A 21,908-nucleotide genomic window follows, 5' to 3' on the forward strand; every position below is an offset into this window, starting at 1 on the left:
ATGCTAGCTGTACCAGGAACCACCTCCTTAGCCTGCGTAATCTCCCTTACGCAGGCTTATTTTTTTGCGGCCTGAATCGTATATTGTGTGCGTATTTTAAGCCTGTTCTGACCTCCCCTTTTCGTTTCTGCTATACACTTTCTTCATAGATTCCAAAAACAAACAGGCAAAAAAGGAATGGATCATTTTCCCTCCAGCGTATTGATTCTGAATGGTAAAAGTGCTGATAACCCCGTTCTGCGGGACGCCATTGGGCTGCTCCGTGACGAAGGAGTAGAGATTCACGTTCGCGTTACCTGGGAAAAAGGCGATGCGCAGCGCTATGTCGAAGAGGCTCGTCGTCTGGGCGTTGAAACGGTGATCGCCGGCGGCGGTGACGGCACGATTAACGAAGTATCGACAGCGCTGATCCAGTGTGAGGGGGCCGATATTCCCGCACTGGGCATTCTGCCACTGGGCACCGCCAATGACTTTGCCACCAGCGTCGGGATCCCCGAGGAGTTAGATAAGGCGCTGAAGCTGGCGATTGTCGGTAACGCCATTGAGATTGATATGGTGCAAGTTAACGATAAAACCTGTTTTATCAATATGGCAACCGGTGGTTTTGGTACGCGTATCACCACCGAGACGCCGGAAAAACTGAAAGCGGCGCTGGGCGGCGTCTCATACATCATTCACGGCCTGATGCGCATGGATACGCTAAAACCGGACCGTTGCGAAATCCGTGGTGAGAACTTCCACTGGCAGGGTGATGCGCTGGTGATTGGGATTGGTAATGGGCGTCAGGCTGGCGGCGGTCAGCAGTTGTGTCCGAATGCGTTGATCAACGACGGTTTGCTGCAACTGCGGATTTTCACCGGGGAAGAGATCCTGCCCGCGCTATTTTCCACCCTGAAACCACAGGAGGAAAACCCCAATATCATCGACGGCGCTTCAGCCTGGTTTGATATCCGGGCACCGCATGACATTACCTTTAATCTTGATGGCGAACCGCTGAGCGGACAGGAATTTCATATCGAAATCCTGCCCGCCGCGTTGCGGTGTCGACTGCCGCCAGATTGCCCGCTACTGCGTTAAGCAATCGTCACTTTGTTATCGAGATAGACATCCTGCACGGCGTTGATCAATTTCACGCCGTCAGCCATCGATTTTTTGAAAGCTTTACGACCCAGAATCAACCCCATCCCGCCTGCACGTTTGTTGATTACCGCCGTACGTACCGCGTCGCTCAGGTCAGTTTCGCCGCCTGCCGCGCCGCCGGAGTTAATCAACCCGGCACGCCCCATATAGCAGTTTGCCAGTTGATAGCGCACCAGATCGATCGGGTTCTCTGTGGTCAGTTTGCTGTAGACGCGATCGTCGGTGTAGCCATAATTCACGGCTTTGTATCCGCCGTTATTTTCCGCCATTTTCTGTTTGACGATATCCGCACCAATGGTTGCCGCCAGATGGTTCGCCTGCCCGGTTAAGTCGGCGGAGACGTGGTAATCGACGCCCTCTTTTTTGAACGCGGCATTTCGCAGATAGGCCCACAGTACGGTGACCATACCCAGCTCATGCGCCCGTTCAAAGGCGGCGGAAATCTCTTCAATCTGCCGACGTGACTCTTCTGAACCAAAGTAGATGGTTGCGCCTACGGCCACCGCCCCCAGATTGAACGCTTGCTCTACGCTGGCATACAGCGTCTGGTCGTAGGTATTCGGATAGCTAAGGGTTTCGTTATGGTTGAGTTTCACCAGAAACGGAATGCGATGCGCGTAACGACGCGAGACGGAAGCCAGTACGCCATAGGTTGAGGCCACACAGTTACATCCGGCTTCGATCGCCAGTTCAACGATGTTTTTCGGGTCGAAATAGAGCGGGTTGGCGGCAAACGACGCCCCTGCCGAGTGTTCCACCCCCTGATCGACCGGTAAAATGGACAGGTAACCCGTTCCCCCCAGACGCCCGGTGTTATACAACGTCTGCATGTTACGCAGTACCGCAGGCGGACGGTTGTTGTCCACCATCACGCGGTCGACGTAATCATGTCCGGGCAGATAGAGTTGGTCTGAGGGTATGGTCATGCAACGATGCTGTAAGAGGCTGTCGGCGTCTTTGCCAAGCAACTGCGCAATATCAGTCATAGTTATGCTCCCGTAAGTTCCGAATGCGTCGGAATGTGGATTGTCCTGACCCGCGTTTTGCGGGCAGCCATAAGTCTGGTACCGACCGGCCATTTTTTCCATCTTTCGGGGATTTTTCAGCGCTATCTGCTGGCACGATTCACTGACGATAAAGTGTTAAGACGGTCAAGGTTTCACCTTAAAGGTATTTAAAAGGTATTATTAAGTGGTACTGTCATGGCGTACCTTACCTGTCATGAAGGATTTAAAGATGAAAACTACAGTGAAACTGTCGTTCATGATGTTCGTTGAATGGTTTATCTGGGGAGCCTGGTTTGTTCCGCTCTGGCTCTGGTTGAGTAAAAGTGGTTTTACCGCCGGTGAGATTGGCTGGTCTTATGCCTGTACGGCGATCGCCGCAATTCTGTCGCCGATCCTCGTGGGCTCGCTGACCGACCGTTTCTTCTCGGCGCAAAAAGTGCTGGCAGTACTGATGTTCGCCGGTGCGGTACTGATGTATTTTGCCGCTCAGCAGACGACGTTCGGTGGATTCTTCCCGCTGCTGCTGGCCTATTCGCTCACCTATATGCCAACCATTGCGCTGACCAACAGCATCGCGTTTGCTAACGTGCCGGACGTGGAGCGTGACTTCCCGCGCATCCGCGTAATGGGCACCATCGGCTGGATTGCCTCTGGTCTCGCCTGTGGATTTCTGCCACAGATGCTGGGCTATAATGACATCTCGCCAACCAACATCCCGCTGCTGGTGACGGCGGCCAGCTCTGCGCTGCTGGGTGTGTTTGCCTTCTTTCTGCCGGATACCCCGCCGAAAAGCACCGGCAAGATGGACGTCAAAGTCATGCTGGGCCTGGATGCGCTGATCCTGCTGCGTGATAAAAACTTCCTCGTCTTTTTCTTCTGCTCGTTCCTGTTCGCGATGCCACTGGCGTTCTATTACATCTTCGCCAATGGGTATCTGACCGAAGTGGGGATGAAAAACGCCACCGGCTGGATGACCCTCGGTCAGTTCTCCGAAATCTTCTTTATGCTGGCGCTGCCTTTCTTTACGAAACGCTTTGGTATTAAGAAGGTATTGCTACTTGGTCTTATCACGGCGGCGATCCGCTACGGCTTTTTCATCTACGGCAGCGCAGACGAATATTTCACCTATGCCCTGCTGTTCCTCGGTATTTTGCTGCACGGCGTGAGCTATGACTTCTATTACGTGACGGCATACATCTACGTCGATAAAAAAGCGCCAGTGCATATGCGTACCGCCGCACAGGGGTTGATTACGCTCTGCTGTCAGGGCTTCGGCAGCCTGCTGGGCTACCGTCTCGGCGGCGTGATGATGGAAAAAATGTTTGCTTATCCGGAGCCGGTCAATGGCCTGACCTTCAACTGGGCGGGCATGTGGACATTCGGTGCGGTGATGATCGCCGTGATAGCCGTACTATTCATGATTTTCTTTCGCGAATCGGACAAAGAAATTACCGCTATTGAGGTTCGCGAGACTGCGTTGACACAAGGGGAAGTAAAATGAAAGCAGAACGTATTCTCGGTGCTCTTTACGGGCAGGCGTTAGGGGATGCGATGGGTATGCCGTCAGAACTGTGGCCAAGAACCCGCGTCAAAGCACACTTTGGCTGGATTGACCGCTTTCTGCCGGGCCCAAAAGAAAATAATGCGGCCTGTTATTTTGGCCGCGCAGAATTTACCGACGATACCTCAATGGCGCTCTGTCTGGCGGATGCTCTGCTGGAACGTGACGGCGAGATCGACCCGGACCTGATTGGACGGAACATTCTCGACTGGGCGTTGCGCTTTGACGCCTTCAATAAAAACGTTCTCGGGCCGACGTCGAAAATCGCCCTGAACGCGATTCGCGACGGGAAACCGGTAGCAGAACTGGAGAATAACGGCGTCACCAACGGCGCGGCCATGCGCGTATCGCCATTGGGATGCCTGCTGCCCGCCCGCGATCTGGATGCGTTTATTGAGGATATCGCGCTGGCCTCCAGCCCGACGCACAAATCCGATCTGGCTATCGCCGGTGCGGTGGTGGTGGCATGGGCGATTTCACGGGCGATTGAGGGTGATTCCTGGGCCGCAATTGTTGACTCGCTTCCCGCCATCGCCCTGCACGCCCAGCAAAAGCGCATTACTACGTTCAGCGCATCGCTTTGTGCGCGTCTGGAGATGGCGCTGAAAATTGTGCGCAATGCTGACGGAGCCGAAGCGGCCAGCGAACAGTTGTATCAAGTGATTGGCGCCGGAACCAGCACGATCGAATCGGTGGCCTGCGCCATCGCGATGGTCGAACTGGCGCAAACGGATCCCAATCGCTGCGCCATTTTGTGTGCCAACCTCGGCGGCGATACCGATACCATTGGAGCAATGGCAACGGCCATTTGCGGCGCGTTGCAGGGTATAGGTGCCATCAACCCGGTATGGAAACAAGAGCTGGATACGGTCAATCAGCTCGATTTCAACCGCTATGCGACGGCGCTTGCTCGTCTGCGCCAACGTCGGGAGGCGTCATGAACACTTCACGTTTAGCCGAACTGTTGCCGGGGTTAACGACCCGCCATCCGGTCACGGTTATCGGCGCGGCGGTCATCGATGTCATCGCTGATGCCTATGCCCTGCCCTGGCGCGGGTGTGACATTGAACTCAAACAGCAAGGCGTTAACGTCGGCGGCTGCGCGCTGAACATCGCCGTGGCGCTGAAACGGCTGGGTATTGATGCCGGTAACGCCCTGCCGCTGGGCCAGGGCGTATGGGCCGAGATCATTCGTAACCGGATGGCGAAAGAAGGGTTACACAGCCTCATCGAGACCACACAAGGTGACAACGGCTGGTGCCTTGCGCTGGTCGAACCGGATGGCGAGCGCACGTTTATGTCATTCAGCGGCGTGGAGAACCAGTGGAATACCGACTGGCTGGCCCAGCTCACCATCCCACCTGACAGCCTGATTTATCTTTCGGGCTATCAACTCTCCTCACCCTGCGGCGAGCTGTTGGTGCAGTGGCTGGAAGGGCTGGATCGCGTTATGCCGTTTATCGATTTTGGCCCGCGCATTGGCGATATTCCTGATGCACTGATGTCACGCATTCTGGCTTGTCGCCCTCTGGTGTCGCTCAATCGTCAGGAAGCCGAAATCGCGGCGGAGCGGTTTGGTCTCAGCCAGGATGTGGAAGACTTAGGTGCGCAATGGGTGAAGCAATTTTCTGCGCCGTTAATCGTGCGCCATGACAAAGAAGGCGCCTGGTACTTCAGCGCGCAATCTTCCGGATGCGTACCCGCCTTCCCGACAACGGTCGTTGACACGATTGGCGCCGGTGACAGCCACGCGGGCGGCATGCTGGCCGGGCTGGCGTCGGGCTGGTCGCTGGCGGATGCCGTGCTGCTCGGCAACGCCGTGGCATCGTGGGTGGTAGGACATCGCGGCGGTGACTGTGCGCCGTTTCGCGAGGAGTTACTCCTCGCACACAAAGACGTATAAATCGCTTCGGCAGTAGCTGATGCTGTACTCGATGGGCCGCTGCTGTTGGTCAAGCGCTACCTGTTTGATCACCAGCACCGGCACTTTGCTGTCCATCTGGATATGCGACTGGAATTCAGCATCCGGCATCTTTGCACTCACCCGTGAGCGCGTGCGCTGGGGATGGATATGCTGGCTGCGGAAATAGTCGTACAGCGATATACCAATTTCATCGGCATCATGAATAAGATGCGCGGGCACCCACGACTCCTCGATAGAAACCGCGTCCTCATCAACGTAGCGGATGCGCTTAAGCAGAAACACATCGCTGCCGGCGGCAATCGCCAGCTGTTGCGCCACCTCTTCCGGACACTTAACTACCCGTTTGTTGACCCATAAGGTGTCCGGTTTTTTCCCGCGCAGCACCACCTGTTGAGAAAACCCACGCGCCTCTTTCAGCGAATATTCAAAGATGTTGTTGATCTGCGTGCCGTAGCCGCGAGCACGCGTCACCACGCCTTCTTCTTCCAGCGCCTGCATCGCTTTGCGCACCGTGATGCGCGAAACGCCCGTTAACTGACTGAGATCGCGTTCGCCAGGCAAAATGTTGCCATGCGCAACCACACCACTGCGCACGGCATTTTTCACCGTTTCGGCAAACTTGATATACAGCGGGGTATTATCCACCGCTGAAATACGTTCGTTCAGTTGCGCGATAAGTTGAGTATGCGCTTGTTCCATGAGTCTTTTTCCTGACAGCCAGTCTGCTGCCAGTATATACGCTACCAATACGCGTGGAAATGATGAACCGGCCCGATGCCGTGTCCAACCTCCAGCGTGTCAGCCTGCGCGAGCGCCGCCGACAGCCAGACTTTCGCCTCCTGCACTGTCCCGGCCCAGTCAGCATGTCGTGGACGCAGCGCGGCCAGCGCCGCAGAGAGCGTACATCCGGTGCCGTGCGTGTTTTTGGTCATCACCCGCGGTGCGGTAAAGCGCTGTTCACCGGTCGCTGTAAAGAGCCAGTCAGGACTTTGTTCATCGTCCAGATGACCGCCTTTCATCAACACTGCGCCACAGCCTATCGCCAGCAACGCTCGCCCCTGTTCCAGCATCTCTTTTTCTGTTCGTGCGTGCGGGCAATCCAGCAGCGCTGCCGCTTCGGGCAGATTAGGCGTAATGAGTGAAACCTGTGGCAACAGTCGCCTGCGCAATGTCTCAACGGCGGAAGTCGACAATAACGGATCGCCACTTTTCGCCAGCATGACTGTGTCGAGTACGACATTCTGCACCTGATGGCGTTCCAGTCGTTCCGCCACCGCCTCAACGATATCGGTTTCCGCCAGCATACCGATTTTGGTGGTATCGATGCGCACATCGCTGAACACCGAATCGAGCTGCGCGGCGACAAAATCCGGTTCAATGCGATACACCGACTGCACGCCGCGTGTATTCTGCGCCACCAGCGCGGTAATTACCGCACAGCCGTAAGCGCCGAGCGCCGAGAAGGTTTTCAGATCGGCCTGAATACCGGCGCCGCCGCTGGGATCGGTACCGGCAATGGTCAGTGCGTTAACCCGCTTCATGCTGCGACCTCCGCATCCAGGGTGTAGAGCGCATCAAGAAACGCCGGAACAAAACTGCCGGGTCCGTGACAGATTTTGCTGGCGTGCTGTCCTGCCAGTTTCATCCATCCACAGGCGGACGCGATGTTTTCGATCCGGTTTCCGGGTAGCGCGCAGCTGGCGGCGACCACGGCAGAAAGCGCACAGCCAGTGCCCACGACTTTCGTCATCAGCGGATCGCCGCCGGTGACGCTCAGAGTGCGCTCGCCGTCGGTGATGTAATCCACTTCGCCGGTGACTACCACAACAGCGCCGGTGTGGCGTGCCAGAATCTGCGCCGCCGGCAGAGCCGTTGCAACCGGGTCGGTAGCATCCACTCCACGCCCGCCAGCGCTTTCACCGGCTAACGCCAGGATCTCAGAGGCGTTACCGCGAATGGCAGCCGGTGTTAAGGCAAGGAGTTCTAGGCAGAAACGGCGACGGTATTCAAGCGCGCCTACGGCAACCGGGTCTAGTGTCCATGGAGTTTTGGCGCTGTTTGCCTGCTCAACCGCCGCCCGCATTGCATGTGCACGCGGTTGTGTCAACGTGCCGACGTTGATGAGCAACGCGCTGGCAAGGGCTGCAAACTGGCGAGCTTCTTCGGGCTCAATCACCATCGCCGGAGAAGCCCCCAGCGCCAGTAGCGTATTGGCGGTAAAACTCTGCACGACGTCATTGGTCATACAATGTGTTAACGGAGAAAGGGTACGAAAATCTTGTAAGGTACGAACCGCATGTTCGCGGCTGTGCAGGTCAGGCTGCATGGTTACGCTCCTGCCCGCGCGAAGAAGGGACACGAGCAGTGTCTGACTTCCCTACGCTGGCATTATCCAGATCAGGTGGTACGGGTATTTCTCAGCCCTTCGTGAAAAGGGGCACCCCGAGTCATTAACGAAATTTTTCTGCGTGACGGTCAGGTCACTCGCGTGATGATACCCTCACTGCCCCGATTTGTAACCCTTTCGCTACTCTGCATTTACCTGTTCAGCCTGAACATCAATAGTGAAAGCCGCCACCCGCACGGCGGCAATATCCTCTTATACCGCGTCAACCATTGGTTGGGCATGAGCAACGGCTTGTTGTGCCTGCGCAATATCAGAAGCATCTGCGGAAAAGGACGTTAGCGGAATAAGCGCTAACAGATAATTTCTCATTTCGCCCACCCCAAAAACTGTCTCTGTTCGTTCAGCACGGCTAACCGTCCGTTGGTGTACACGACAAAATAGTGCAACCCTTGTTGATAGACCGTCGCCTTTTCCTCTTTCTCGATAACTGCAGCATGAGCTCCATCAATATCAAGCCCGGTGCTCACCTTTTTAATTTCCATGCCTTCAAAGTGATATATGTTTTTTTTCTTTGCCGCCTGAGCGTGTTGCTTTACCGCTTCACGTGCATTCACATACGCGTTTTGCTCCGCGTTATTGATAATCATCTGTTGATTAGACTGTTCTACCTGATAGCAGACATCACGACTGACGCCTTTGGCTTCACAGCGCGCCAGGCGCTGCTCTTCCGACACACAGCCGGACAGAATACTGACAACCAAAAGCGAAAATACCGCCTTTTTTATAGTTAACTGTTTCATCACTGCCATCACCATCATTAATTAACAAAATAATATCACCCTGCAAAAGCAGCGTGTTTTTATATCACTATTTAGTGCGCAGAATATTTAGGCCGCTTTCATCTGTCAATATAATTTAGGGAAATTAAGATCAAATAACTTAGAGGATGCATGACACCAGGATAAATCCGAAGAAAATAGTTATTCCCCGTCTTCAAATTTGCAATTAATTAACGTAACAAATACAAAAGACTAATGTCATCAAAACGATGATTCTTAATTGCTATTCAGCGGGTTTTCCATGATCTTTATCAATATTGGAAATTCAGAAACGATCCATAGTTTTATTTCAATCTGTTTATATGTTGACATTAATTAATTGTTATAGATAGACAATTCTCAACAACATCGTCTGTAATACGTATTTAAAAATGAGCCTCCGGATAGTGAAGTTAATTATTTTTCATTTTTTCCTGCACACCCTTATCATCAGTGCGGGTTTTATTGCAGGCGTGATGTACGCTGAACGTCTGCATTTTTGCATATGGGGCTAATCCACTGTTAGCCTGTGTTCCGAAAGGCATCGCCACTCTCCCCGTATTTGGCGATTTTCTTCTATAGTGCATGTCAGACTAATAAATTTTACATTTTTTACGAATTTTTCGGGAATCTAACAAACCCGCGCTTGTCAGTTATCATGAAGGCCGGGAAAGATACACGACTGATTTTGAGGGTCCTAACAGTGGAGAGCGTAGAAGTATGAAGAATAAATTGGTGGTAGGCGCGCTGCTGCTCGCATCCAGCGCGGTCTGGGCCGCACCAGCTACAGCCGTCCCCGCGAAGGGGATTGATCAATATGAACTCAGTGGTTTCATCGCCGACTTTACCCACTTCAAGCCTGGCGATACGGTGCCAGAGATGTATCGCACTGACGAGTACACCATCAAACAGTGGAATCTGCGTAATTTACCTGCGCCAGATGCCGGGACACACTGGACCTACATGGGCGGTGCCTATGTGCTGATCAATGACGCTGACGGTAAAATTATTAAAGCTTACGACGGCGAGATTTTCTATCATCGTTGAGGTTCGCCCCCCTCGGGCTGAGGGGGAATCCAACGCTTATTTTATCGTTAAGGTCATCAGGATAACCCCGCACAGACGGTCAGATTTAAGAAGAACGCCCACGTTATTCAGTGGCTCTGCATAACTCAGATAGCGTTATTCAAATTAGATATTCACCACACCGATATAAAATCAATGCGGTGAATAGAAAGAATAAAACCGATTAGCCGAAATCAGACGGCGCGAAAGGCAATTTCGCCGGGGATGACTTCACCCTGCCAGTAAAGCTGTGCGGCAACACGTCCCGCCAGTTCGCGATACATCACGGTGAAATCACTGTCCGGACGGCTGACCACGGTTGGCGTCCCGCGATCGAGATCTTCACGCAGACTAATATGCAACGGCATTTGTCCCAACAGTTGCGTGTGATACTGCTCAGCCAGTTTTTGCGCGCCACCGGTACCAAAGATCGGCTCATGATGACCGCAGTTGCTGCAGATATGCATGCTCATGTTTTCGACAATGCCCAGCACCGGCACCTCGACTTTTTCGAACATGACAATGCCTTTTTTAGCGTCAATCAACGCAATATCCTGCGGCGTGGTCACCACAACGGCCCCCGTGACCGGGATGTTTTGTGCCAGCGTCAGCTGGATATCACCAGTACCCGGCGGCATGTCCAGCACGAGGTAATCCAGATCCGGCCACAGCGTCTCTTGTAGCATCTGCATCAGCGCTTTACTGGCCATCGGCCCACGCCACACCATCGCGTTATCATCAGTGACCAGATAACCGATGGAGTTCGTCGCCAGCCCGTGAGACATGATCGGTGCCATATGGGTACCATCCGGCGAGGTTGGGCGCTGGTTTTCCGCCCCCAGCATAGTTGGGATCGACGGACCATAAATGTCGGCGTCCAGAATCCCTACTTTCGCCCCTTCTGCCGCTAATGCCAGCGCCAGGTTTACCGCAGTCGACGATTTACCGACGCCGCCTTTGCCGGAGCTGACGGCGATAATGTTCTTCACGCCGTTCACACCCGGCTGATTTTTCACGCGCTTCAGGGTGGCGATGTTGTGAGAAAGCTTCCAGTCGATCGCCTTCGCCCCGGTAATTCGCAGCAGATCAGCGCTACATTGCTCTTTTAACACCTCAAAGGCACTGTGCCAGACGAACGGCATGACCAGTTCAACGTGCAGCGTGTCATCCATCCAGGCGACGTGGTGTAACGCTTTAAGTGTCGTCAGGTTATGCTTCAGGGTGGGGTGCTGAAAATTCGCCAGCGTCCCGGCGACCATGGCGCGCAGGGTTTCTGGTGATTTGGCCTGGGATTGTGCGTTCATCCCGACTCCTTTTTGTTGTTCTGAAAAGGTCAATTGTAGTGAGGTAGTGTACTCCAGCGGTAACAATTATTCATTTGTGGTTTGATGCCCTTAATTCTTGGCGTAGTTATTCCCTTTCAGGTAACATCAGAACCCCCTTTCAACAGAGAAGAAGTAACATCTACTATGACTCAAGTCGCGAAGAAAATTCTGGTAACGTGCGCGCTGCCGTACGCCAACGGCTCAATCCACCTCGGCCATATGCTGGAGCACATCCAGGCTGATGTCTGGGTCCGTTACCAACGAATGCGCGGCCACGAGGTCAACTTCATCTGCGCCGACGACGCCCACGGCACGCCGATCATGCTGAAAGCACAGCAGCTTGGCATCACTCCGGAGCAGATGATTGGTGAAATGAGTCAGGAGCACCAGACGGATTTCGCCGGGTTCAACATCAGCTATGACAACTACCACTCCACGCACAGCGACGAGAACCGGGAGTTGTCTGAGCTCATCTATACCCGTCTGAAAGAGAACGGTTTTATTAAGAACCGCACCATTTCTCAGCTCTACGATCCGGAAAAAGGTATGTTCCTGCCGGATCGTTTTGTGAAAGGCACCTGCCCGAAATGTAAATCACCGGATCAGTATGGCGACAACTGCGAAGTGTGCGGCGCGACCTATAGCCCGACGGAGCTGATCGAGCCGAAGTCTGTGGTCTCTGGCGCGACGCCGGTGATGCGTGACTCCGAACACTTCTTCTTTGACCTGCCCTCTTTCAGCGAAATGCTACAGGCGTGGACCCGTAGCGGCGCGCTGCAGGAGCAGGTGGCGAACAAAATGCAGGAATGGTTTGAATCCGGTCTGCAGCAGTGGGATATCTCCCGCGATGCCCCTTACTTTGGTTTTGAAATCCCGAATGCGCCGGGCAAATATTTCTATGTCTGGCTGGATGCGCCAATCGGCTACATGGGCTCTTTCAAAAATCTGTGCGATAAGCGCGGCGATACCGTCAGCTTCGACGAATACTGGAAGAAAGATTCTACTGCCGAACTGTATCACTTCATCGGCAAAGATATCGTCTATTTCCATAGCCTGTTCTGGCCTGCCATGCTGGAAGGCAGCAACTTCCGTAAACCGACGAACCTGTTCGTGCATGGTTATGTCACGGTCAACGGCGCGAAGATGTCCAAATCCCGCGGCACGTTTATTAAGGCCAGCACCTGGCTGAACCATTTTGATGCAGACAGCCTGCGTTACTACTACACTGCGAAGCTCTCTTCGCGCATTGATGATATCGACCTGAATCTGGAAGACTTCGTCCAGCGCGTAAACGCCGATATCGTCAACAAGGTGGTTAACCTCGCCTCCCGTAACGCTGGCTTTATCAACAAACGTTTCGATGGTGTACTGGCGGCTGAACTGGCTGACCCTGCGCTGTATAAAACCTTTACCGATGCAGCGGCTGTGATTGGCGAGGCGTGGGAAAGCCGTGAGTTCGGCAAAGCGATCCGTGAAATCATGGCGCTGGCGGATGTCGCGAACCGTTATGTTGATGAACAGGCGCCGTGGGTGGTGGCGAAACAGGAAGGTCGCGACGCCGATCTGCAGGCGATCTGCTCGATGGGCATCAACCTGTTCCGCGTGCTGATGACGTACCTGAAGCCGGTGCTGCCGACGCTGAGCGAGCGCGTTGAAGCATTCCTGCACACCGAACTGCGTTGGGATGCTATTGCGCAACCGCTTCTGGGCCATAAGGTCAATACTTTCAAAGCTCTGTATAACCGTATCGATATGAAGCAGGTGGAAGCGCTGGTGGAAGCCTCTAAAGAAGAGGTGAAAGCTATGGCAGCTCCGGTAACCGGCCCACTGGCGGACTTCCCGATTCAGGAAACCATTACCTTTGACGATTTCGCGAAAGTCGATCTGCGCGTAGCGTTGATTGAAAACGCTGAATTCGTTGATGGCTCCGATAAACTGCTGCGCCTGACGCTGGATTTGGGTGGCGAGAAGCGTAACGTCTTCTCCGGCATTCGCTCTGCTTATCCGGACCCGCAGGTGCTGATTGGTCGTCATACGGTCATGGTGGCAAACCTGGCGCCGCGTAAAATGCGCTTTGGCATCTCAGAAGGGATGGTGATGGCCGCAGGTCCTGGCGGGACAGACATCTTCCTGCTGACCCCGGATGAAGGCGCAAAGCCTGGACACCAGGTTAAATAAGCTTTTCTAAAGCGCCGCTCTCACGGCGCTTTTTCTTTTGCGTCATATTAATCCAGGCAATAACTCGCATGATTTCAGATTTTTCAATGATCATTATCAGACATATTCAGTAGCCATTTTCCCCTCTCCTGCCTCATTTCTGGTATACATACCCTGCAAGGTTTATTTTTGAGCAGCAGACGTTTAATAAAATGGAGTTTTACATGAAAGCATTAAATACGTTTTTTTCGGTCGTTTTTGCGTCAGTTCTCGTTTTCTCTCTGGCAGGATGTGGCGACAAGGAAGAAAGCAAAACATTCAAAGCGGACGTCAATGGCACTGAGATCGTAATGACCTATACCTACAAGGGTGACAAAGTCATTAAGCAGACCTCAGAGAACAAAATCAACTACGCCTCTATCGGGGTAAAAACCAAAGAAGATGCGGCGAAAATCCTCGATCCGATCAGCGAAAAATATCAAAACATTCCTGGCGTGGAAGAAAAGCTGACCTATAAGGATGGCTACGCGGAAGAAACCGTTTCTGTTGACATGGAAAAAGTTGACTTTAAAAAGCTGCAGGGCGTGATGGGTACGCAATTCTCGGGTGACCCAAGCAACGGCATTAGCATGAAACAGAGCCAGAAAATGCTGGAAACCGCTGGCTTTAAAGAAGTGAAATAATCAAACGACGACGACCTGGCATCCAGCCGGGTCGTCGCTTTCTATCAGCCTTTATTGCCGTGCAGACGCGCCGTCAATCCGCGCAGGAAATAACGCATAAACTGATCACCACACTCGCGGTAGTTTTTATGATCCGGAGAACGCATCATGGCGGTGATTTCCGGCATTGAAACGCGAACGTTCTGCTGGGTCATAATCGCCTGAATATCATCCGTTTTCAGTGAAAAAGCGATACGCAGCTTTTTCAGCACCGTATTGTTGTTCACCCGACGCTCAAGCGCCAGTTCAGGCGCAGACTCATCTTTGCCGCGCTTCTCGTAAATCAGGCCGTTCAGGAATCCGGAGAGGATAATATCCGGGCAGCGGACAAACCCCTCTTCATCTTCCCTGGTCATCCAGGTGTCGAAACCCGCAGAGGTGGATTCCATGTCGGCCAGCGCAAGAATGCGCACCATGTCGTTATTATTGGCTTTCAGGGCGTAGCGCAGGCTACGAAGAATATCGTTACTTAGCATAGAGCCTTCAACTGTCGATAATGCAATGGCGCGCAGTGTATCAGTTTTACAGGCCAATCGCCTCTTTCAAACTTTTCAGATAGCGGCGACTGACCGGAACAGTTAACCCATTACGCAGTATCAGTTCCGCCTGACCGTTATCTTCCAGACGAATTTCCTGTAACTGCGCCATGTTAACCAGATATTGACGATGACAGCGCAGCAATGGCGTGCGGCTTTCCAGCGTTCTGAGCGTCAGTTCAGTAAAGCCTTCTTTGCCGTCGCTGCTGGTGACATAAACACCGCTCATGCGACTGCTGACGAAAGCGACATCATCCATTTGCAGCAGATAGATCCGGCTATGGCCGCTACAGGGGATAAACTTCAGCGACTGTTGGTTTTCCGGCAATACCGATACGTCCTGTTTGCTCCGCTCCTGGCGCAGGCGGCTAAGGGTTTTCTCCAGCCGCGCCTCTTCTATCGGTTTAAGCAGATAATCAAAAGCGTGTTCTTCAAAGGCTTTAATTGCGTATTCGTCAAAAGCGGTCAGAAAAACAATATACGGCCGATGCTCCGGGTCGAGCATACCCACCATTTCCAGCCCGCTGATACGCGGCATTTGAATATCCAGAAACAGCACGTCCGGATGCAGTCGATGCACCGCGCCAATCGCTTCTACGGCGTTGGCGCACTCGCCAACGATCTCGATATCACTTTGTTCCTGTAACAGGATCCGCAGATTTTCCCGCGCTAACGGTTCATCATCCACAATCAGCACTTTAATCATGCGTCTCCTCCAGGGGCAGTCGTAGGGTTATTCGGGTAAAGCAATCCGGTTCGCAGACGACGCTAATACCATAATCATCGCCAAACCGTTCACGCAGGCGTTTATCCACCAGATTCATGCCCAGACCGCTGACGTTCGCGGAGGGCTGATACAACCCGGCGTTATCTTCAATATCCAGCATCAAATACTGCCCTTCCTGACGGGCGGTGATGGACACCTCCCCCGTGCCCAGTAGTTGCGATGTCCCATGCTTAATGGCGTTTTCGACTATGGGTTGCAGGGTGAAGGCTGGCAACTGTTGATGCGCCAGCGCATCCGGCACGTTTAAACTCACCTGCAACCGCGACTGGAATCGCGCTTTCTCAATTTGCAGATAGGCATTCACGTGCTCAATTTCGTCGGCCAGTGTGACGATCTCCGACGGGCGCTTTAAGTTCTTACGGAAAAAGGTAGAGAGATCCTGTACCAGTTGGCTCGCCTGTTCACTGTCGCGGCGCACCACCGCTTTGATGGTGTTGAGCGCATTAAACAGAAAATGCGGATTGACCTGCGCATGCAGCAGCTTAATTTCTGACTGCGTCAACATCGCTTTCTGACGTTCATATTGTCCAGCAAGGATCTGTGCGGAAAGTAGCTGCGCAATCCCCTCACCCAGCGTTCGGTTAATGGAACTGAACAACCGGTTTTTCGCTTCATAGAGTTTGATGGTGCCCATCACCCGTTGGTTTTCTCCGCGTAAGGGAATGACCAGCGTAGAACCGAGCTTGCACTGTGGATGCAGCGAACAGCGATACGGCACTTCGTTGCCGTCAGCGTAAACCACCTCGCCCGTCTCGATGGCCCGCAGCGTGTAACCGGAGGAGATCGGCCTGCCCGGCAGGTGATGGTCGTCGCCAATCCCGGTAAAGGCTAACAGCCGCTCGCGGTCAGTGATTGCCACCGCGCCGATATCGAGTTCTTTGTACAGCACCTGCGCCACCTTCATGCTGTTCACTTCGTTGAATCCCTGGCGCAAGATCCCCTCGGTGGAGGCCGCCACTTTCAGCGCAGTAGCGGAAAACGCAGAGGTATATTTTTCAAACATCGCCCGCTTGTCGAGCAAAATACGCATAAACAGCGCCGCACCGACGGTGTTGGTGACCATCATGGGAGCGGCGATATTGCTGACCAGTCGGTAAGCATCGTCAAACGGCCGGGCTATCAGCAAAATGATCAGCATCTGTACCATTTCGGCGACAAATGTGATCGCCCCGGCCGTCAGCGGATTAAAGACTTTATCCGTGCGTCCTCGCCGCGTCAGCACGCTGTGCACCAGGCCACCCAGCAATCCTTCCACGATAGTGGAGATCATACAACTGAGCGCCGTCATGCCGCCCATTGAGTAGCGGTGCAGACCCCCGGTCAGCCCCACCAGTCCACCCACGACCGGCCCGCCAAGCAGACCGCCCATCACCGCGCCAATTGCCCGTGTGTTGGCGATAGAGTCGTCAATATGCAGACCGAAATAGGTGCCGAGGATACAGAAAATGGAGAAGGTTACGTAGCACAGCAGTTTGTGCGGCAAACGAACGGTTACCTGCATCAATGGTATGAATAAACGAGTTTTACTCATCAGCCATGCGATAACCAAGAACACGCACATCTGCTGAAGCAGCAACAACACCAGATTAAACTCGTACATACCTGCAGACCACACATCAACTAAAACCGCGTAACATACATCGACTCGCGGGATCTGTCTTTGAACTGTTGCATAAAATGAGAAATTAGTAAGGGATATCACACAAAAAGTACCGGTGTACTGATAAAACCACCCCTCACCTGAACAAAAAACAGACAAAACTACCTGGTTCGAAAAAGAGCGACTAAAGTTAGACTGGGACCTCGCGAGCAAGGATAAAATAATGGCGCTTTACACCATAGGTGAAGTGGCTTTGCTTTGTGATATTAACCCCGTTACGCTTCGCGCGTGGCAACGGCGTTATGGATTATTGAAACCCCAGCGTACCGACGGGGGGCATCGCCTGTTCAATGATTCGGATATCGACAGGATCCGCGAAATCAAGCACTGGATAGATAACGGGGTGCAGGTCAGCAAAGTCAAAATGCTGTTGAGCAATGAGAACGTAGACCTGCAAAACGGCTGGCGTGAACAACAGGAAATCCTGTTGCACTATCTGCAAAACAACAATCTGCACAACCTGCGGGTCTGGCTGAAAGAGCGTGGCCAGGATTTCCCCGCGCAAACGCTGACCACCCATCTTTTTCTTCCGCTACGTCGACGATTGCAGTGCCAACAGCCGACGCTACTGGCGCTACTGGGGATCCTTGATGGCGTACTGATCAATTACGTCGCCATTTGCCTCGCCTCAGCCAGAAAAAAACAGGGGAAAGATGCGCTGGTGGTGGGCTGGAATATTCACGATACCACGCGTTTGTGGCTGGAAGGCTGGGTCGCCAGTCAGCAGGGATGGCGGGTTGACGTTCTGGCCCATTCGCTGAGCCAGTTTCGCCCGGACCTGTTCGAAGGGCGCACCTTACTGGTGTGGTGCGGTGAAAATCAGACATCGGCGCAGCAACAGCAACTGAATGCCTGGCGTGCGGAAGGGCATGATATTTACCCGCTTGGCATTTAATGATTCATTAACAGCTACGCTTCTCTGTATAATCTCTGGGTTAACATAAGGAGAACATCATGAGCGTAGCGAAAATCGGTGTCATCACCCTCTTTTTACTCATGGCCATTGGCGGTATTGGCGGCGTGATGCTTGCAGGCTATACCTTCATTTTGCGTGCCGGCTAAGGTGCTGCACTAACCGTTCGAACAGGCGGTCTACGATGATCGCCGCCAGCGCAACCAGCAACGCCCCCTGAATGACATACGCCGTATTGAACCCGCTCAGACCAATGATAATCGGTGTACCGATCGTGCTGGCACCTACCGTCGACGCGATAGTCGCGGTGCCAATATTGATAATCACCGACGTTCGCACACCTGCCAGAATCACCGGTGCCGCCAGCGGCAGCTCAACCTTGCGTAACTGTTGTCCCGGACTCATCCCCATGCCACTGGCAATGCTGCACACACTTTCCGGGATCGATCCTATCCCCGCCAGCGTCGCCTGGAGGATGGGTAACACGCCGTACAGAATCAACGCAATAATGGCCGGTTGCTGACCAAACCCCATCACCGGCACCGCAATCGCCAATACCGCGACGGGCGGGAAGGTTTGTCCAACGGCGGCAATGGTCTCCACCAGCGGACGAAACTCTCTTCCCCATGGTCGGGTCACCACAATCCCGGCGCCGACACCAATCACCACCGCAAACAGGCTTGACACGGCCACCAGCCAGAAATGGGCCAGCGCCAGCGCGAGAAAGCTCTCCTGCTGATAGACCGGACGTGGAAGTTCGGGAAACAGGCTGGCGAAAATCGCCTGACTGTGCGGTAAACCTGCCAGCATCAGCAGGAAAAGTGCGATCAGCCAGAGCAGCGGGTCACGCAGTCGTTTCATGCGTCAGCGTCTCCGATAGCAGATCGCGAAAATGCAGCGTCCCGCAAACCATGCCCTGCCGGTTGACCACCGGTAACACATCGCGGCCGTGCGCGACAAACGCTGAAAGCGCATCGCGCAGCGTCATCGCTTCCGTCAGCGTCTCTCCGTCAATGCGCTCATCCCGGCGAACATAGTCCGCCACGGTGCGCAGTGACAGCAGTCGCACCCCCAGTTCACTGCGACCGAAAAACTGTTGCACAAAGTCATTCGTCGGGGCCGTCAGCATCGCCAACGGTGTCCCTTGCTGGACTATCTCGCCGCCGTCCATCAGCACCAGATGCTCCGCCAGTCGCAGCGCTTCATCAATGTCGTGCGTCACCAGCACAATGGTTCGCCCCAGCAAACGGTGGATACGGGTCATCTCTTGCTGCAACGCCCCACGCGTGACGGGATCCAGCGCGCCAAACGGTTCATCCATCAGCAGTACCTGCGGATCGGCGGCCAGCGCCCGCGCCACGCCCACGCGCTGCTGCTGCCCACCGGAAAGCTGGTGCGGATAGCGCTCGCGCAATCCCTCTTCCAGCCCGAGCAACGCCATTAATTCTGCCACCCGCTCATCAATTTTTTTGCGCGGCCACTTCAGCAGTTGTGGCACGGTGGCGATGTTCTGCGCCACCGTCCAGTGCGGAAACAGGCCAATCGACTGAATCGCGTAGCCCATCCGTCGGCGCAGTTCCAGCACCGGCAGACTGCGGATTTCTTCGCCTGCAAAGCGGATCCTGCCGCTGTCATGCTCCACCAGTCGGTTAATCATTTTCAGGGTCGTGGATTTCCCCGAGCCCGAGGTACCAATCAGTACTGAGAAACTGCCTTCCTGAATGTGCAGGTTCAGGTTGCTAACCGCGTTGTGCTCACCAAAGGCTTTATTTACGTGGCTAAATTCAATCATGGTGGGTTACCTTCAGCAGAGCGATCCCTAAATCAAACAGCGCATCAATCAGTACCGCCAGCGCGATAACCGGGATCACCCCCAGCAGCACCAGATCGACGGCACTGCTGAGCAGTCCCTGAAACACCAGCGCGCCAAAACCGCCAGCGCCAATCAGCGCCGCGATGACGGCCATCCCGACGGTCTGTACCATCACCACCCGCAGGCTACGTAAAAAGACCGGCAACGACAGCGGCAACTGCACGTGAAGGAAACGCTGAGCGGTGCTCATGCCCATCGCGCGTGCGCTTTCCAGAACATCACGGGGAACCTGATTCAGCCCGGCCACCACGCCACGAACCAGTGGCAGAAGCGCATACAGCACCAGCGCGATCAACGCCGGGGTCAAACCGGTTCCCGCCACGCCCACCGTGGCAAGCCAGGGGAACGCTTTTACCAGTCCGGCAAGCGGCGCAATCAACAAGCCAAACAGGGCAACGGAAGGAACGGTCTGGATCACATTAAGGACGGTAAACACCGGTCCCTGGCTGGACGGGAAAAAATAACATCCGATACCGAGGGGAATGCCAATCACCAGCGCGGGCAATACGGTACCTGACAACAGCGTCAAATGTTGAGCCAGTGCATCATCAAAGACATCCTGGCGGTTAGCGTACTCTTTGAGTAACGAGAGATCGTCGAACGTTCCCGTCAACAGGAGTAGGACGGGAACAATCGCTATCTGCGTATGTAACGCCCAGCGCCAGAGAGGTTGCACGGTGATCCGCCGGATGGCATCGCTGCAGGCGAGCAATCCGAGCGCAAGCCCCAGCCACAGACCGCTTCCCACACTGGTTCGCGCCAGCGGCGTCCCGGTTTCAGCCAGATACGTCGCCGCCTTGCCGACGCTCCACAACATCAGGATCACCAGCAGTTGCGCCACCACCAGCGTGCACACGGCCCCCTTTCTTCCCGGCACAAAGCACAAGGTCAACATGGCGCAACCCGCGCCGGTGAGCATCGACACCGAACCTGGCCAGAGCATCCAGAGCTGGCGTCCCTCTCCCGATACCAGGCGATTCGGCGCATAGTTCACAAACGGCAGCGCGACAGCAGCGGCTGAAAGAATAACCAGCAGCAACAGTACGCGCTGAATACTGACTTTTGACACGTCACCCAACCTTTTTCAGTCCGTTTACTTCACCCATCCCTTTTGTTTCAGATAGTCCGCCGCCACTTTTTTGGCGTCCAACCCTTCAACGGCAATGCTGGCATTAAGTTGTTGCAACGTTTTTTCATCGAGGCTGGCAAACACCGGTTGCAGCCATTCCGCCATCTGCGGGTATTCCTTCAGTACCGCCTCACGCACCACAGGCGCTGGCGCATAAATGGGCTGAACGCCTTTAGGATCGCTTAAGGTCTGTAGCCCCAGCGCGGCGACCGGACCATCCGTACCGTAGGCCATCGCGGCATTGACGCCGGACGTTTGCTGCGCGGCCGCTTTGATGGTCACGGCGGTGTCACCCCCTGCCAGCGACAGCAACTGCTCCTGACTGAGTTTGAAATCGTAGGCTTTTTCGAAAGCGGGCAGCGCGTCTGCACGCTCGATAAATTCAGCGGAGGCGGCCAGTTTGAAAGTACCGCCCTCTTTCAGATAACGCCCGAGATCGGCCAGTGAGGTGAGTTTATTTTTTTCGGCGACATCGCTGCGCACCGCGATAGTCCAGGTATTATTGGCTGGCGCCGGCGTTAACCAGACCAGCTTGTTTTGCTCCGCATCGAGTTTTTTGACTTTCTCAAAGCCAGCTTGTGCGTTTTTCCACGCCGGATCGTTTTCATCTTTGAAAAAGAACGCGCCGTTACCGGTATATTCAGGGTAGATATCCAGTTCGCCTGAGGTGATCGCGCCGCGCACGACCGGCGTGGTGCCAAACTGGACTTTATTGACCGTTTTGACGCCGTGGCTTTCCAGCACCTGCAAAATGATGTTGCCGAGCAGCGCGCCTTCGGTGTCAATTTTAGAACCGACCTTTACCGGCGACGCCGCCTGCAAGGGTAAGCTCACTGCCGCTAACAGCGCCAGCGAACCGGCCCAAATCTTTGAGATTGTCATGAAGCTTTCCTCATCTTTTTGCCGACTTTTTCAGCGACTTGAGGGGAAAGCATAGTCGAAAA

22 protein-coding genes and 1 riboswitch are annotated in these 21,908 nt (G+C 54.1%); of the genes, 9 read left to right on the forward strand and 13 right to left on the reverse strand.

What is annotated here, in order from left to right; translation table 11 throughout:
- Positions 1-177: 177 nt before the first annotated feature.
- Positions 178-1,077, forward strand: a complete 900-nt coding sequence (yegS, locus tag ACQ0PY_RS15220) for a lipid kinase YegS (protein ID WP_109740381.1) — start codon at positions 178-180, stop codon at positions 1,075-1,077.
- Here the strand turns inward: yegS and fbaB are convergent.
- Positions 1,074-2,126 (reverse strand): class I fructose-bisphosphate aldolase, encoded by a 1,053-nt coding sequence (fbaB, locus tag ACQ0PY_RS15225; protein ID WP_043000164.1) that lies wholly within the window; start codon positions 2,124-2,126, stop codon positions 1,074-1,076. The two genes, yegS and fbaB, sit on opposite strands and share 4 nt — an antisense overlap.
- 250 nt (positions 2,127-2,376) lie before the next feature.
- Between fbaB and ACQ0PY_RS15230 the strand changes: the two genes are divergently transcribed.
- Genes ACQ0PY_RS15230 through ACQ0PY_RS15240 form a run of 3 tightly spaced genes read left to right on the forward strand, consistent with a single transcriptional unit; the run spans position 2,377 to position 5,611 of the window.
- Positions 2,377-3,648: a nucleoside permease gene (locus ACQ0PY_RS15230; protein ID WP_044326947.1), complete on the forward strand. Its 1,272-nt coding sequence runs from the start codon at positions 2,377-2,379 to the stop codon at positions 3,646-3,648.
- Positions 3,645-4,649 (forward strand): ADP-ribosylglycohydrolase family protein, encoded by a 1,005-nt coding sequence (locus ACQ0PY_RS15235; RefSeq protein WP_043000162.1) that lies wholly within the window; start codon positions 3,645-3,647, stop codon positions 4,647-4,649. Before ACQ0PY_RS15230 ends, ACQ0PY_RS15235 begins: the two co-directional genes overlap by 4 nt.
- The gene (locus tag ACQ0PY_RS15240) at positions 4,646-5,611 is read left to right on the forward strand and encodes a carbohydrate kinase family protein (RefSeq protein ID WP_109740382.1); all 966 of its coding nucleotides are present in this window, start codon (positions 4,646-4,648) and stop codon (positions 5,609-5,611) included. Before ACQ0PY_RS15235 ends, ACQ0PY_RS15240 begins: the two co-directional genes overlap by 4 nt.
- On the opposite strand, the gene ACQ0PY_RS15245 is transcribed toward ACQ0PY_RS15240, so the two are convergent.
- The 4 genes from ACQ0PY_RS15245 to ACQ0PY_RS15260 all read right to left on the reverse strand — a co-directional run bounded on the left by ACQ0PY_RS15245 (position 5,585) and on the right by ACQ0PY_RS15260 (position 8,779).
- Complete coding sequence (locus tag ACQ0PY_RS15245; protein WP_109740383.1) at positions 5,585-6,331, reverse strand: GntR family transcriptional regulator; 747 nt, start codon at positions 6,329-6,331, stop codon at positions 5,585-5,587. The genes ACQ0PY_RS15240 and ACQ0PY_RS15245 overlap by 27 nt on opposite strands.
- A 41-nt stretch (positions 6,332-6,372) precedes the next feature.
- Positions 6,373-7,173 (reverse strand): bifunctional hydroxymethylpyrimidine kinase/phosphomethylpyrimidine kinase, encoded by an 801-nt coding sequence (gene thiD / locus ACQ0PY_RS15250; RefSeq protein ID WP_109740384.1) that lies wholly within the window; start codon positions 7,171-7,173, stop codon positions 6,373-6,375.
- A complete protein-coding gene (thiM, locus tag ACQ0PY_RS15255; protein WP_044258675.1) occupies positions 7,170-7,958 on the reverse strand; it encodes a hydroxyethylthiazole kinase in 789 nt (262 codons plus the stop codon). The genes thiD and thiM overlap by 4 nt, the downstream gene beginning before the upstream one ends.
- A gap of 31 nt (positions 7,959-7,989) precedes the next feature.
- A riboswitch (TPP riboswitch) is annotated at positions 7,990-8,087 on the reverse strand.
- Positions 8,088-8,344: 257 nt separating this feature from the next.
- Positions 8,345-8,779 (reverse strand): hypothetical protein, encoded by a 435-nt coding sequence (locus tag ACQ0PY_RS15260; RefSeq protein ID WP_044258744.1) that lies wholly within the window; start codon positions 8,777-8,779, stop codon positions 8,345-8,347.
- A 738-nt stretch (positions 8,780-9,517) separates the two neighbouring features.
- Between ACQ0PY_RS15260 and rcnB the strand changes: the two genes are divergently transcribed.
- Complete coding sequence (gene rcnB, locus ACQ0PY_RS15265) at positions 9,518-9,844, forward strand: Ni(II)/Co(II) efflux transporter accessory subunit RcnB (protein ID WP_043000157.1); 327 nt, start codon at positions 9,518-9,520, stop codon at positions 9,842-9,844.
- A 212-nt stretch (positions 9,845-10,056) separates the two neighbouring features.
- On the opposite strand, the gene apbC is transcribed toward rcnB, so the two are convergent.
- Positions 10,057-11,166 carry an iron-sulfur cluster carrier protein ApbC gene (gene apbC, locus ACQ0PY_RS15270; protein WP_043000156.1) on the reverse strand — a complete coding sequence of 370 codons (1,110 nt, stop codon included), beginning with the start codon at positions 11,164-11,166 and terminating at the stop codon, positions 10,057-10,059.
- 165 nt (positions 11,167-11,331) lie between these two features.
- On the opposite strand from apbC, the gene metG reads away from it, so the two are divergent.
- Both metG and ACQ0PY_RS15280 read left to right on the forward strand, forming a co-directional pair.
- Positions 11,332-13,365 (forward strand): methionine--tRNA ligase, encoded by a 2,034-nt coding sequence (metG, locus tag ACQ0PY_RS15275; protein WP_043000155.1) that lies wholly within the window; start codon positions 11,332-11,334, stop codon positions 13,363-13,365.
- A 203-nt stretch (positions 13,366-13,568) separates the two neighbouring features.
- Entirely contained in the window at positions 13,569-14,027 is a 459-nt protein-coding gene (locus ACQ0PY_RS15280) for a YehR family lipoprotein (protein ID WP_043000154.1), read from the forward strand.
- Positions 14,028-14,071: 44 nt separating this feature from the next.
- Here the strand turns inward: ACQ0PY_RS15280 and ACQ0PY_RS15285 are convergent, their stop codons facing one another.
- Genes ACQ0PY_RS15285 through ACQ0PY_RS15295 form a run of 3 tightly spaced genes read right to left on the reverse strand, consistent with a single transcriptional unit; the run spans position 14,072 to position 16,989 of the window.
- The gene (locus tag ACQ0PY_RS15285; RefSeq protein ID WP_043001885.1) at positions 14,072-14,542 is read right to left on the reverse strand and encodes a YehS family protein; all 471 of its coding nucleotides are present in this window, start codon (positions 14,540-14,542) and stop codon (positions 14,072-14,074) included.
- 46 nt (positions 14,543-14,588) lie between these two features.
- Positions 14,589-15,308: a two-component system response regulator BtsR gene (gene btsR, locus ACQ0PY_RS15290; protein ID WP_043000153.1), complete on the reverse strand. Its 720-nt coding sequence runs from the start codon at positions 15,306-15,308 to the stop codon at positions 14,589-14,591.
- On the reverse strand, positions 15,301-16,989 hold the full coding sequence (locus ACQ0PY_RS15295) for a sensor histidine kinase (RefSeq protein ID WP_043000152.1): 1,689 nt from the start codon (positions 16,987-16,989) through the stop codon (positions 15,301-15,303). The genes btsR and ACQ0PY_RS15295 overlap by 8 nt, the downstream gene beginning before the upstream one ends.
- A 223-nt stretch (positions 16,990-17,212) precedes the next feature.
- Between ACQ0PY_RS15295 and mlrA the strand changes: the two genes are divergently transcribed.
- Positions 17,213-17,944 (forward strand): HTH-type transcriptional regulator MlrA, encoded by a 732-nt coding sequence (mlrA, locus tag ACQ0PY_RS15300; protein ID WP_043000151.1) that lies wholly within the window; start codon positions 17,213-17,215, stop codon positions 17,942-17,944.
- Between the two features lie 59 nt (positions 17,945-18,003).
- Complete coding sequence (locus tag ACQ0PY_RS15305; protein ID WP_042318015.1) at positions 18,004-18,111, forward strand: protein YohO; 108 nt, start codon at positions 18,004-18,006, stop codon at positions 18,109-18,111.
- Here ACQ0PY_RS15305 and ACQ0PY_RS15310 read toward each other — a convergent pair.
- The 4 genes from ACQ0PY_RS15310 to osmF are packed head-to-tail and all read right to left on the reverse strand — an operon-like array spanning position 18,092 to position 21,846.
- Positions 18,092-18,823, reverse strand: coding sequence for an ABC transporter permease (locus tag ACQ0PY_RS15310; protein WP_109740397.1), 732 nt, complete (start codon positions 18,821-18,823; stop codon positions 18,092-18,094). The two genes, ACQ0PY_RS15305 and ACQ0PY_RS15310, sit on opposite strands and share 20 nt — an antisense overlap.
- Positions 18,807-19,754 (reverse strand): ABC transporter ATP-binding protein, encoded by a 948-nt coding sequence (locus ACQ0PY_RS15315; RefSeq protein ID WP_109740398.1) that lies wholly within the window; start codon positions 19,752-19,754, stop codon positions 18,807-18,809. The genes ACQ0PY_RS15310 and ACQ0PY_RS15315 overlap by 17 nt, the downstream gene beginning before the upstream one ends.
- Positions 19,747-20,913: an ABC transporter permease gene (locus tag ACQ0PY_RS15320; RefSeq protein ID WP_109740399.1), complete on the reverse strand. Its 1,167-nt coding sequence runs from the start codon at positions 20,911-20,913 to the stop codon at positions 19,747-19,749. The genes ACQ0PY_RS15315 and ACQ0PY_RS15320 overlap by 8 nt, the downstream gene beginning before the upstream one ends.
- Positions 20,914-20,928: 15 nt before the next feature.
- Positions 20,929-21,846 carry a glycine betaine ABC transporter substrate-binding protein OsmF gene (gene osmF / locus ACQ0PY_RS15325; RefSeq protein WP_109740400.1) on the reverse strand — a complete coding sequence of 306 codons (918 nt, stop codon included), beginning with the start codon at positions 21,844-21,846 and terminating at the stop codon, positions 20,929-20,931.
- Positions 21,847-21,908 lie beyond the last annotated feature (62 nt).

The organism is Citrobacter sp. LST-B2, assembly GCF_057983045.1.